The sequence below is a fragment of the Bacillus sp. Au-Bac7 genome, from assembly GCF_021341655.1.
Taxonomy (GTDB): domain Bacteria; phylum Bacillota; class Bacilli; order Bacillales; family Cytobacillaceae; genus Niallia.
Map to the genome: position 1 here is coordinate 35,783 of NZ_JAJTTG010000003.1, position 13,257 is coordinate 49,039.

Below are 13,257 nucleotides of genomic sequence, written 5' to 3' on the forward strand. Positions count from 1 at the left end.
CATTTGCCACCTCCTTTTTCGCTTCATTGTCTTGGCATCATGTTGGAATGAGCTGCTCTTGATTTTTCGGTTCCAAAAACCGAACATATTCTGCAACCACTTCCGTCACATAAACTCTTTTTCCTTCTTCATTTTCATAGTTTCTCGTCTGGATTCTCCCGATTAAGGCTATCATAAAGCCTTTGCGGCAGTAATGGACGATATTTTCTGCTGCTTTGTTCCAGAAAATGCACGGAATGAAATCTGCTTCGTACTCACCTGCTTGATTGCGATAGTTTCGCTGAACTGCAAGCAAAATATTAGTGACAGAAGTACCTCCTTGTGTTAGCTTCAGTTCAGGATCACGGGTCAATCTCCCTACTAATGTGACCTGATTTATCAATGGATCACCCCTTTCTTCCTAGCAAGCTTATCATACTAAAAGAGGAGAATATTGAAAAATCAGTAAGCCTAATAGGAATAGAAGTTAGCAGTTAGAAAACTCATGTTTCCTTTTAGAAAAATTAACATTATCAAAGGTTTTTATGGGCAAATTTTATCTTTCGGTAATTTATATAAAAAAACGGATAAAGCATAAATGCTTTATCCGCTTCTTCTATTATTGCTCGTAAGATGCGATTACTGCTTGGACTTTATCCATAACGCCAGCTTTCAGCTGAGCCAGCTTCCCTTGGCTTTCTTCAAGAGAAGAGCTAGTAACACTGAAATAGAATTTAGCTTTTGGTTCCGTTCCTGATGGACGCAGGCAGAACCATGAGCCGTCTTCTAAATAGTATTTAATAACATTGGATTTTGGAAGATCGATTAGGATTTCCTTCACATTCTCCGTACGTTTGCTTGTCTGATAATCTTCGATTGCAACAACTTGCAGCCCGCTCACTTCAGAAATAGGATCTTGACGGAATGTATCCATAATGTAAGAGATTTGCTCCGCGCCATCTTTTCCTTTAAGAGTTAGAGATTCAAGTCCTTCTTGGTAGAAGCCGTATTTTTCAAAGATTGCAAGCAAGCCTTCAAACAATGTCATGCCTTTTGCTTTGTAATACGCCGCAACTTCTGCCGCAAAGATTGCTGACTGCACAGCATCTTTATCGCGTACGAAATCACCAATCAAGTAACCATAGCTTTCCTCATATCCAAATAGGAAAGTATGCTGATTAGTTTGTTCAAATTCTTTGATTTTTTCTCCAATGAATTTGAAGCCAGTCAATGTATCTAATGTTGGAATACCATATGCTTCTGCAATTGTTCTTCCAATTTCAGATGTTACGATTGTTTTAATAACAATACCGTTTTCAGGCAGAATACCTTTTGCTTTTTTCTCTGACAGCAAGTACTCAAGCATTAACGCTCCTAATTGGTTACCAGTAAGAACTGTATATTCTCCTGTTAAGTCCTTCACAGCAACACCAAGGCGGTCTGCATCTGGATCTGTTCCTAAAAGAATATCTGCATCAATTTCTTTTCCATAACGGATAGCAATTTCAAATGCAGCATGCTCTTCCGGGTTTGGAGATTTTACTGTAGAGAAGTTTGCATCTGGCAGCTCTTGCTCCTTAACAACTGTTACATTGCCGAAGCCAAATGCATGTAGTCCTGCGCGCACAGGCTTATTCGCCGTACCGTGCAGCGGTGTGAAGACGATTTTCAAATCTTCCGCTTCTGGAAGCTTGTTAAGCTGAATAGTTTTCAGCTGTTCCACATAAGCTGCATCAACGTCAGCTCCGATATATGTCAATAAGCCTTGTTCTAATAGCTCAGACTCTTCGAGCACTTCGATTGTAAGCTCATCTTCTACTGCGTTTACATATTTAATAATCACATCTGCGGCTTCCGGAGGCAGCTGCCCACCATCTTCCCCATATGCTTTAAAGCCATTATATTCAGGCGGATTATGGCTTGCAGTGATAACGACACCAGCAAATGTATTAAGGTGGCGCACTGCAAATGATAGCTCAGGTGTTGGGCGGAGCTCTTCGAATACATAGGATTTGATACCAAGCTTGCCCACTACTTTTGCAACTTCCAACGCAAATTCTGGTGATTGGTGACGGGAGTCATATGCTACTGCCACACCGCGCTCCATCGCCTCTTTGCCTTGTTCTAGTATGTATTTTCCCAATCCTTGGGCAGCTTTACGCACTGTATAGATGTTCATGCGGTTGATGCCGGGGCCAAGTTCGCCGCGCATTCCGCCAGTGCCAAATTCTAAATGCTTGTAAAAGCTATCCTCGAGCAGTTTTTCAGATTTTTGCAATTCCAGCAATTGCGCTTTTAAATTTGGCTCTAAATCTTCAAAACTAGCCCATTTTGCTACTATATCTTGATAAACCATATTGCCAGATTCCCACCTTTAATTAATATTTTTACCTGTCTTAACATTACCTAAAATATGTATTTATGTAAAGGGCAATCCGGGGCAGAAGCCATCGTTTTCCCTTTACTAATTTAGGTATTTACTCCTTAGTTTTCGTCCATATTTCAATCAGCGGTCCTCGCTTACCAAATATGGGATCTTCTTCGGGAAATGGAGCTTTTTCTATTTCTGCAATAGCAGCACGGTAATCCTCCTCCGTATCCCTTCTTGTATTATAATCCTGTCCGTTAGGATATGCACCAATGACTTGCAAATCCGGAGTCCCGGACAGCTTCTTATGGCCAGTTCCAGCAGGTAGCAGCAGAACATCACCTGCATGAAGAACAAGCTTGCTCCCTTGTTCCCCGCCAATTTGCACCAAAGCAGAACCCTTCATTATCCCAAGCACCTCATGGGCATTACTGTGATAATGATGGTATGAGAAAACTCCATCCACCCAGCTGTTTCTCCAGTTATGAGATTGGAATATCTTCCCTATATTATGTTCACTATTTTTTAACACCCGCTTATAATGCAGGACTGGAAATGTAGGATGATTAGGAATAAAGCCATTTGGCTCAAAGTAGTAGAGCGTGATATCTCGAGTCATCTTAGCCCACTCCCCCTCTCTACCTTCCCTATACCCCCTTTAAGCAAAAATCACTCCTACTAAAGCATTAAAAAAGTTTTTTGTATTTTCATCAATATACTTTAAATTCCATTTTTCTTGCCGATATAGAAAGAACCCACATAAGAAAAGGAACAGCGCCTTTTGATCTAATTTTATCCCTTTACATACGGTGCTTTGTTTTCGTTTCTACAACTTATTTTTCTTAAAGGAGAAGGACAGGTAATGAACATCAGCATTAAACAAAAACTTATCGGAAGCTTTATTATCATTTCCCTCATTTTTACCATTGCTTCCTATTACTCTTACAGCAGCTCCAAAAAAACAGAAGATTCTTTTGAATATCTTATTAACACTGTTGCTGAGCTGCGCACTATCAGTGATGAAATCAAAACTAATACAGCACAGCAAGTAGCAAGCTACAGAGGCTTTATGCTTTATGAAACACCAGAATTTAAAAGCCAGCTAAATGGAGCAAACAGCAATATTAAAAATCTTGTTGAAAAAGGCAAAAAGCTCGCAACACTTAAAGAAACAAAAGACAGACTCGATGAAATCCAAAAACTGAATGAGGAATTCTTCCAAAATGCAAACTCTGTTATGAACAGCCTGTCAAGCCCGTCCACCAATAAAGAGGCAGCTATTGCTGAAGGCTTAGAAACAATTACACCTCTTTCAAATAATATGTTAGACAGAACCACCTCCTTAATAACATGGCTAAATAACGAGATTATGGAACCAAAAATAGCTGAAGCTCAACAAGATGCGCAAAACCGTTCCCTTATCATCTTGATTGTCAGCATTGCAGCAACTGTCATTGCTATTGCTGCAGGTGTGTTCCAGTCGCTCTTTATTACAAAACCAATCAGCAAGCTGCAAAGAAAAATGCAGCAAGTCGCAGACGGAGATTTAAACACAGAACCGCTGTTGCTTAAAAATAAAGATGAAATTTATCACTTGAATGAATCATTTACACAAATGCAAGACAGCTTAAAAGACATGATTACGAAAATTGCCAGCAATGCAGACCATGTTGCTTCAAGTGCAGAACAGCTGAATGCAAGTGCCGACCAGTCAACACGGGCAGCGGAAAACATCACATCCTCCATTCAGCAGATTGCTAGCAGCACAGACATTACAATTGCTAAAACAAACGATAACTCCAGCTCTCTGTCTGGCATCCTTAATGGTATTCTTAAAATTGAGAAGGATACAGATGTTGTCTCAGAGCTTTCCAAAACAGCTTCTAGCAATGCAGAAAAGGGCTCAAATTCTATCAGCAGCTCCTTGGCTCAAATGGAATCCATCTTTCAGTCTGTAAATCGTTCCAATAGTGTTATCGCTTCTCTTTCTGAAAGGTCTAAGGAAATCGGTTCGATTATTGATATTATCAGCAATATTGCTGAACAGACAAACCTGCTTGCATTGAATGCGGCTATTGAAGCTGCCAGAGCCGGAGAGAACGGCAAAGGCTTTGCTGTTGTTGCAGATGAAGTGCGCAAGCTTGCAGAACAATCACAAGTATCAGCAAAGGATATTTCCAGACTGTTGAGCGGCATTCAAAAGGATACTGCTGAATCGGTTGAACTATTAAATGATGCGAAGTCACAAGCAGAAAATGGTGTGAAAATCTCAACAGAAACTGCTGCTACATTTGGTGAGATTTTGAACAGCACAAAAATGGTTACACCTAAAATCAGCGCGGTGGCAGAAACGATTCAGCGCATCGCTTCTTATGTAAAAGAAGTAACAGCCTCTGCTGATGAAATCGCCACATTATCAAAAGTAAATGGCAATAATACAGAGGAAGTTGCTTCATCGACTGAGGAGCAATTAGCTTCAATGGAAGAAATCAAGGCTTCCGCACAAGTATTAGCTGGCATGGCTGAAGAACTGATGACAGTTGTGAACCAATTCAAAATCTAAAATCTGAAACTATTTTAACCCACAAAGGATATTTCCTTTGTGGGTTTTTCGTGCTTATTTTTATTGTATGCTTGAACATTTCAAAAAAGACTACGCCTGTCCTACTGGCACCTTTACATCTAAGCTTTTCAGAATTTCTTCAGAGCTAGTTACAGTACCAAAAAACTGGTGTATTGTCTTTAATGACATATCATACGCTTCACGGGTGAAAGCGCCTGTACAATCAGACAATAGAAGCACATCATAATCAAGCATAAAGCCGTCTCTGGCAGTTGATTCCACACATATATTTGTGCTGACACCTGCCATAAGCAATGTTTCAATTTCCATGGCGCGGAGGACAGAATCAAATCTTGTGTTGATAAAAGCACTATAACGATGCTTCACCACAATAACATCCTCTTTTTCGTCTGGAGTTAATTGGAAGAATTCAGCACCCCATGTGTCTTTGCGGCAAAGATCTGTTTGGCTTTTACCCTTTAATCGCTTTACCCAAGTCTTTGAGTCTGTACTGTCCTCATGAATTGTCTGAATGTAGATTACCGGCACGTTCTTTTCCTTGCATGCACGTATCATTCTATGAAGATTTGGCATCATCTGTTCCGCCATTGAGACGTCCAAGCCTTGCTTTGCCAAGCTTCCTTCTTTATGACAGTAGTCGTTTTGCACATCGACAATAACAAGTGCACTTCGAGCTGGATTCCATTCTACACCCATCCATATTCACCCTTTCCTAAGTCATTTAAGCATTGCTCCTTCTTAGTATTTGTTAAAGGCTAAACTGTATCCACAAAAAAACAACTGCTTGAAGGAGTGAATACCTTAAAGCAGTTGTTTGTAATCAGCCTGAAACTTAAATATTTAATTCAAGAGACAAGTATTTATACTCTAAATAGTCCTCAATTCCATACTTACCGCCTTCACGGCCAACACCAGATTCCTTAACGCCGCCAAACGGTGCTTGTGCAACTGTTGGCAGCGGATCATTAATGCCAATGATGCCATACTCCAACGATTCAGACACGCGGAAGATTCGCGAAACGTCATTAGTGTAAAAATAAGCAGCAAGGCCATAGACTGTATTATTGGCTAATGCTACTGCTTCCTCTTCTGTTTCGAAATCAAAGAGTGGAGCAACCGGCCCAAACGTTTCTTCCGAAGCAATTTTCATATCATGTGTGGCATGTGCTAGGATAGTCGGTTCATAGAAGAAACCATTTTTGAATTGGTCTCCTTCCGGTTTTTTCCCGCCTGTAAGCAGCTTCGCTCCTTTTTTGATAGAATCCTCAACATGCTCAGCTGTTTTTTTAACCGCATTTTCATTGATGAGCGGCCCGATTGTGATGCCGTCCTCAAGCCCATTTCCAACAACCAGTGCTGTCATTTTCTCTGTCAGTATTTGAGCGAATTTTTCACTGATGCTCTTCTGTACATAAACACGGTTTGTACATACACAGGTTTGGCCTGCATTGCGGAATTTACTTGCAATCACACCGTCTGCTGCCTTCTCCAAATCTGCATCTTCAAAGATAAGGAATGGAGCATGACCGCCAAGTTCCATCGAGATTTTTTTCATTGTATCTGCCGCGCGCTTCGCAAGCTCTTTACCTACCTTAGTTGAACCAGTAAATGTTATCTTGCGAACATCTGAGCTTTCCATCATCGCATCTCCAATTTCCTTCGGCATGCCGTGAACAAGATTTAATACGCCTTTCGGCAAACCAGCATCATGAAAAGCCTTCATGACTTCAATGGCAGTCAGCGGCGTGGACTCTGCCGGTTTAATTACTACCGTACAGCCTGCTGCAAGAGCTGGCGCAACCTTTCTTAGTATCATCGCTATCGGAAAATTCCAAGGAGTAATAGCGCCAACGACACCAATTGGCTGCCTTAATACAAGAATCCTCTTCGTTGGAGAGCTGGAAGGAACTGTGTCGCCATATATGCGTTTTCCTTCCTCTGCATACCAATCAAGGTATTCTGCTGCAAGCTGCACTTCTCCTCTGCTTTCTGCAAGAGGTTTTCCCATCTCTGTTGTAATGGTGTTTGCTAATGAACCAACACGGTCACGAAGTAAATCAGCCGCTTTTTTCAAATATACATACCTGTCTTTTGCTGTCAGCTTCGACCACGCACTAAGCGCCTCTTTAGCAGCGCCAATAGCTATTTGTGCATCTTCCTTTCCGCCTTTTGCTGTTTCTTTAATCAGCTCTCCTGTGGCCGGATTATGAACAGGATATGTTTCACCGCCTAGCGCTTCACACCATTCTCCATTTATATACAACATATATAATCCTCCTTTTTGGATGCGGGCAATTTAAGTTGTTGGATTACCAAAACATTGTGCTAAAGTACACATATTTACGTTCCTTAAAGCACACCTCTTTTCATCTTAAAAACTCGATGAGGTTTTAAATCCAAAAAGCTGTTACCCGATGCATGTATTTTCATTAAATTCGGTTTATGTGTTTTATAAGATACAATCCTATTTTAACAGATTGCACAGGCTATCCCCTGCCTAGAAGCTCACAGCAGGATTGGATAATAACACCAATGATACTTCAGTCTGCCTTATATTGCCCTTTAACGGGGAGTTCAGTCTTCAAATTAATATGCTTGGAAGGTATAAAAAAAGAGCGGTTTCCCGCTCTTATTCCAAGTTACCAGCAAGCATATCGTGAACCTTTTGCTTTTCCTCATCAGAAACAAGCAAGTAATACGTTCCAGTGGAAGTATCACCTGTTCCAGCAACTTCATACTGTTCTATATTATTTCTTGCATTGCGATAGTTCTTTTGAATATCCATCATTTCGTCAAAAGTCATGTTTGTTTTCACATTGCTGCCAAGCACATTTAAGATATCATCGAACTTAGAGACAGAAGAAATGCTTGCTGCCTTGTCAATGATAGCTGTCAGCACCTTCCGCTGGCGTTCATTTCTGCCGAAATCTCCGTTTGGATCAAGATGGCGCATACGTACAAATCCAAGTGCCTTCGCACCATCCAATTGGATGTTGCCTTCTGCATAATGATAACCTTTTTTATAGTAGCCTTCATCAATCCAGTCCAGTTCATTATTGACTGTAATTCCACCGACTGCATCAACAAGATCACTTAAAGCTTCCATATTTACTTGTGCATAATAATCAATATCAATGCCAGTGAAATTCTCTACCGTATCAAGAGCCATCTTCACACCGCCGTAGGCATAAGCTGCATTGATTTTTGTTGTTTTATCTGCACCGATAATTTCTGTTTTTGTGTCCCTTGGGATGCTAACTATCTGCATTTTTTTCGCTTGCGGGTTGACTGTCAATACCATAAGCGTATCAGAGCGCCCTACATCCCCTTCTCTTTCGTCCACACCCATTAATGCAATCGAAATTGGCTTACTGTTGGACAAATTTTCTTCCCTTTTCTTTGCCGCAGATTGCTCCTCATCATCAATTGGCTGGTACATCTTATCTGCCGTTTTTTCCACATAATGATAAAGATAAGCCGCATATCCGCCAATTCCTAACACAAGCACGGCAAGGATACAGCCGATTGTTATCAGAATTTTTTTCTTCATATCATTCTCTCTTTCTTAGTCAAAATATGTTTGATAATAGCAAATAAACATTAAAAGAACATGAAAAACAGGCGATTCACATAAAAAAAGCTTCCATAAGAGGAAGCTTTTTCCTTACCAAGAAGCTACACAGCCATCTGTTCTCGACTCTGTTCCGCCTGCAAGAACACCGTTTTTCTGACGAACAATAATCTGGCCTCTTCCGAACGAACCAGAATCAAGAGCCCATTGCACTTCGTGGCCTTTTCTTGCTAATGCGTGAGCAATATGCTCAGGGAAGGACGGCTCAATATGAACGACCTTTTTCTCCACCCACTGCCAGCGTGGAGCATCCAATGCAGATTGCGGATTTAGAGAGAAGTCAATCAAGTTCATCGCTACTTGCAGATGACCTTGAGGCTGCATGAAGCCACCCATTACACCAAATGGGCCGACCGCTTCATTATCCTTTGTGATAAATCCAGGAATAATTGTATGATATGTTTTTTTGCCAGGAACGAGCGCATTATCATGCTCAGGATCAAGACTGAAGCCATGGCCTCTGTTCTGCAGGGCTATGCCTGTTTCGGGCACAACTACACCAGACCCAAATCCCATATAGTTGCTTTGAATAAAGGAAACCATATTGCCTTCTTCATCTGCTGCTGCTAAATAGACTGTTCCTCCTTTTGGCGGATTACCTGGCATTGGCTCAATGGCCGTTTCACCAATAAGGCTGCGTCTAGCCTTGGCATATTCATCAGACAGAAGCTCTGCAGTTTTAACACTCATTTTATCTTCCTCAGTGATATATTTAAGACCATCTGTGAAAGCAAGCTTCATTGCTTCAATTTGAAGATGATATGTTTCAACTGCATCCTTTGCAGAGAACTGATCCTCCTTCAGCGTGTTAAGCGCCATCAAGGCAATCAGTCCTTGGCCGTTAGGTGGTATTTCCCAAACATCATAACCTTTATAGTGGACAGAAATCGGGTCGACCCATTCAGGAGCATAAGCTGCCAAGTCTTCCTTCCTAATATAGCCGCCGTATTTTTTAGAAAATGCATCAATTTTATCAGCAATTTCCCCTTTGTAGAAAGCCTCGCCATTCGTCTCGGCGATAGCGCGCAGTGTTTTGCCGTGATACTCAGACTTCCATATATCGCCGATTTTTGGCGGTGTGCCATTTGGGGCAAAGGTTTCAAACCAATTTTGAAAAACATCATCTGTACAGGCTTTAGAAAATGCTTGATGTGCTTTCTCCCAAAAGTGGCCTAATGTCGCCGATACAGGATAGCCTTCTTCTGCATAAGCAATCGCCGGTTTTAGCACCTCTGTTAATGGCAGCTTACCGAACTTCTTAGATAATTCAACCCAAGCTGCAGGTGCGCCAGGCACCGTTACTGGAGTTAAGCCATACTTAGGCATCTTTTCATGACCTGCCTCTTTCACAGCATCAATCGAGATTGCACTTGGAGCAGGGCCGCTGGCATTTAAGCCATGAAGCTTATTATTAATCCAAACAATTGCAAAGGCGTCCCCGCCAATGCCGTTTGAAGTAGGTTCAACGACAGTTAAGGCTGCTGCAGTAGCTATTGCCGCATCTACTGCATTCCCGCCTTTTTTTAGAATATCAATTCCTGCTTGTGCAGCAAGGGGCTGGGATGTTGCAACCATTCCTTTCTTCGCAAAAATGGTGTTTCTTTTTGATGGATATGGATTGTAAAGCGGATCGTGATTTAGCATAGTGCCTCCTGTTATGTATGTATTGGGCAGGGTTACCCTTTTATAATGAAAATTTACAATTTTCTATTATTTTAACATAAGAAATCATTTAGCTATACAGCAAATTAAAAAAAGCAGCAATTCTTGATGAATTGCTGCCTCATATTAACAGAAAACTGCCTGCGGCAAGGATAGCTATCAAAACTAGCAAAAATCCGTATTTGCCAAATAATAGCGAGACCTTGCTTGAGCGTTTCCTCTTTACTTCCTTTAGAAGCTTCTTAAAAGACTGTGATCTTATTGCCTTTAACTTACGCTGATAGTCTTTATCCTTCCAGATTGAATTACGGTCTCCGGCTAGATAGCCTTTGAGTGCCCGAACATAGCCAATATCCTGCATTCCATATTTCTTGTATGACCATCTAATATACTCGAGCATCTGCACACCAGTACCATAAATAGCAAGAAAAGCAAACAGCTTGTCATGTTCTACCTTCCCGTCACGTCTTTGGAAGAAAAGGACAAGTCTTTCAAATGGTTCAAACAGACCTGCTTCTTTCATCATATTTTTTCCAGCTTGCTTTGCATCATCTACAAGATAACCATCAACAAGCTCTGTTATGCTGTAAATATGATCTATCTGCTCAAAAAATGCTTTATATAGCGCACTGAGCAGTCTAAAGATTTCCCCTTCCACACCCTTTTTGTAAAGGGCAGCATCCCTTTGCCCTTGAGGTGAAAGAAACAGCACTCCAAAAATGCGGACATCCTCCAGCTGCAAGCGCTCCAATTGAGCCAGCTTCAAAAGCTCCAGCTTTATATCTGGCATTACTACCTCTATAAAGTCAGGATGTATGTGCTGTTCTGTTAAAAAGACAAATAATTCTTCTGCAACAAAGAAGGGCTTGCTGCTTTTTTTCACTTCAAGCAGGAATCGTTTTTTAACACGCTTAACAAATTCCTTATCATCAATAAAGAAAGAATGCGCATGCAAAAGATCTGCCAAATTGGCTAGGAATAATTCAAGCGAGTGGCGCTGACTGAGTTTATCGTCTACATGAAGAAATAGGACCTCTTGATAGGACCCTTTAATATCATCCATAAAGAGAAGAACCTGCTTATATAAAAGTGGGTATTTCTGCAATAATGTCCAAATCTCATGAGCAAGCTGCTCATCATTGAAATAAGCAAGTGTCCTTACCGTAAACTCCACCGCTTCGACCTGACGAGTTATTTGGTTGATCGCAAACACAGCCTTCATATACTCTTTTGCAATCCCCGGGTCTTTTTGGAGCCTTTCCCTGTGCAGAATCTTCCCTGTTATGTCGATTATTTCTGGTTTTTCTTTATGGTTTTTTTGAAGCAATGCCAATAGAAGCTGCAAAATACCTAGCTTATCCCGTTCATAACCATCATAAGCGGTTTCCTCCAGCAAATAGATGGCACATAATCGATTATAATAGCTGATATTCAGTTGATCAGCCAGCTTTAAACCTTTCAGTGCCCTTTCTGCAAATAGGAAAAAATCATCCAGTCTTGAAGCTGTCTGCAGGGCATCATATGCAAAATCGAGGTATTCATGTTTTTGTCCTTCCATATCCACACCACTTATTCTTTTCGTTGTAAAATCAAAAACAAACTGATTTTCGAATACATGATTTCTTAGTCGAATGCTCCCTGGCTCCACAAACATCAAATGAACATATTTTTGCTTTGCTGCAGCTTCCTTGAACGATACAGCCCCCAATACTGCCCTCGCAGCATATGGCAAATGTATGTACAGCAGTTCTAATAAAGTCATTGCATGCCTACTATGCTCAAGAATAGGTACATCTAGGGATATATATACGGTTTTTCCGCTTTCTGTTGCAGCTAAACAAGCCAACAACAGTTTTTTAAAGATGCTTTCATCGATTTTCAGGCTGTAAAACAGCTCCTGCTTTTTTCTATATATATTTTCCGTCTTTTTGTAGGGAATATCCGCTAATTCTGCCAATGATTCCTCATCATCCACTTCCGTCCCATTTGCAAACTGGGCATGAAACAGTTTTTCAGGATTTTTAACCCACTCATCCTTACTTGCACCAGGAATGATAAAATAATGCGCCGATAGTATATTAGACTGAGCATTAAGCAGCTGTTGGCCGATGACAAGTTGTCCTGTTTCAGGCTGGATAAGCAGAAAAGAAGGAGGATAGTTATCCTTATGCTTATTATCCTTCTGTATCTCTAAACTGGAAAGAGGTTGAAGATACTTTTCAATAAAGTCCTCATCAAGCTCAGGAGTGAATATGGCTCTGTCTATTCCTTCCCCGAGCCCTTTTTTACTCTTCATATATATGTATTGCTTAATAAAGTTATTGCCCACATGGCGCCCCTCCCTTCTGTGAAAATTGCCGATCATAAAAGAGAAACATATTTTTTAAAGCTTGCTTTGGACGTATATAGCTCGTCCGCCAAATGTTGTTTTTTATTTGTCATATAATGCAAATATTACACTATATTAGTACTACCGTAAACGGATTATTACTAGTATAATAGAACGTTTTGCAAGAAAACTGTACGAGCCGTTATATTTGCAGCAAATAAAAAAAGCAGACACGTAAATACGTGCCTGCCTATACAGAAATTGAAATACTGTCTGCTGCTTTTTTTACTGCTTTATATAGACCAAAACCGGCCATTGTGCCCACCGTGTTTAAAATAAGATCATCCACATCGCTCCATCTGTATTCCATAAACCATTGGATGGATTCAATCGCTGCCGATAAGCAGCAGCCAACTGCCGTACATAAGATAAATTGGTTAAATCTCGGTAAAGCAAGCGGCAGAAAAAAGCCGAATGGCATAAACAAGGCGATATTGCCAATGTTGTTAACGATGAAAGTAAAAACGGACCGCTCAACAAACATTTCCTTTATCATCAAAAACGGAACAAAGTTATGCCCGCCTGGTTCAATTCCGATACCTAAATAACGATTTGGAAACATTGTCATGATAAAAATAAAACAGATGGAAGCAAGCAGCATCAGCCTTTTGTTCCTTTTATTTAATTTGACCACCTAATCATCT

The 13,257-nt window shown here is 40.7% G+C and carries 10 protein-coding genes; 1 reads left to right on the forward strand and 9 read right to left on the reverse strand.

Annotated features, from left to right (window positions below):
- Positions 1–37: 37 nt before the first annotated feature.
- From LXM54_RS13295 to LXM54_RS13305, 3 genes are all read right to left on the reverse strand, one after another.
- The gene (locus LXM54_RS13295) at positions 38–382 is read right to left on the reverse strand and encodes a single-stranded DNA-binding protein (RefSeq protein WP_233315697.1); all 345 of its coding nucleotides are present in this window, start codon (positions 380–382) and stop codon (positions 38–40) included.
- Positions 383–598: 216 nt separating this feature from the next.
- Positions 599–2,335: a phospho-sugar mutase gene (locus tag LXM54_RS13300; RefSeq protein WP_233315698.1), complete on the reverse strand. Its 1,737-nt coding sequence runs from the start codon at positions 2,333–2,335 to the stop codon at positions 599–601.
- Positions 2,336–2,456: 121 nt separating this feature from the next.
- Positions 2,457–2,966 (reverse strand): cupin domain-containing protein, encoded by a 510-nt coding sequence (locus tag LXM54_RS13305; protein WP_233315699.1) that lies wholly within the window; start codon positions 2,964–2,966, stop codon positions 2,457–2,459.
- Between the two features lie 243 nt (positions 2,967–3,209).
- On the opposite strand from LXM54_RS13305, the gene LXM54_RS13310 reads away from it, so the two are divergent.
- The gene (locus LXM54_RS13310; protein ID WP_233315700.1) at positions 3,210–4,910 is read left to right on the forward strand and encodes a methyl-accepting chemotaxis protein; all 1,701 of its coding nucleotides are present in this window, start codon (positions 3,210–3,212) and stop codon (positions 4,908–4,910) included.
- 90 nt (positions 4,911–5,000) lie between these two features.
- Here LXM54_RS13310 and LXM54_RS13315 read toward each other — a convergent pair whose 3' ends face one another.
- From LXM54_RS13315 to LXM54_RS13340, 6 genes are all read right to left on the reverse strand, one after another.
- Positions 5,001–5,627 carry a cysteine hydrolase family protein gene (locus tag LXM54_RS13315; RefSeq protein ID WP_233315701.1) on the reverse strand — a complete coding sequence of 209 codons (627 nt, stop codon included), beginning with the start codon at positions 5,625–5,627 and terminating at the stop codon, positions 5,001–5,003.
- Positions 5,628–5,763: 136 nt separating this feature from the next.
- Entirely contained in the window at positions 5,764–7,194 is a 1,431-nt protein-coding gene (locus LXM54_RS13320) for an NAD-dependent succinate-semialdehyde dehydrogenase (protein WP_442780488.1), read from the reverse strand.
- A 366-nt stretch (positions 7,195–7,560) separates the two neighbouring features.
- On the reverse strand, positions 7,561–8,481 hold the full coding sequence (locus LXM54_RS13325) for an LCP family glycopolymer transferase (protein WP_233315703.1): 921 nt from the start codon (positions 8,479–8,481) through the stop codon (positions 7,561–7,563).
- A gap of 114 nt (positions 8,482–8,595) precedes the next feature.
- A complete protein-coding gene (locus tag LXM54_RS13330) occupies positions 8,596–10,206 on the reverse strand; it encodes a gamma-glutamyltransferase family protein (RefSeq protein WP_233315704.1) in 1,611 nt (536 codons plus the stop codon).
- Between the two features lie 139 nt (positions 10,207–10,345).
- Positions 10,346–12,553 (reverse strand): GAP1-M domain-containing protein, encoded by a 2,208-nt coding sequence (locus LXM54_RS13335; RefSeq protein WP_233315705.1) that lies wholly within the window; start codon positions 12,551–12,553, stop codon positions 10,346–10,348.
- 250 nt (positions 12,554–12,803) lie between these two features.
- Positions 12,804–13,247: a VanZ family protein gene (locus LXM54_RS13340; protein WP_233315706.1), complete on the reverse strand. Its 444-nt coding sequence runs from the start codon at positions 13,245–13,247 to the stop codon at positions 12,804–12,806.
- Between the last annotated feature and the right edge of the window lie 10 nt (positions 13,248–13,257).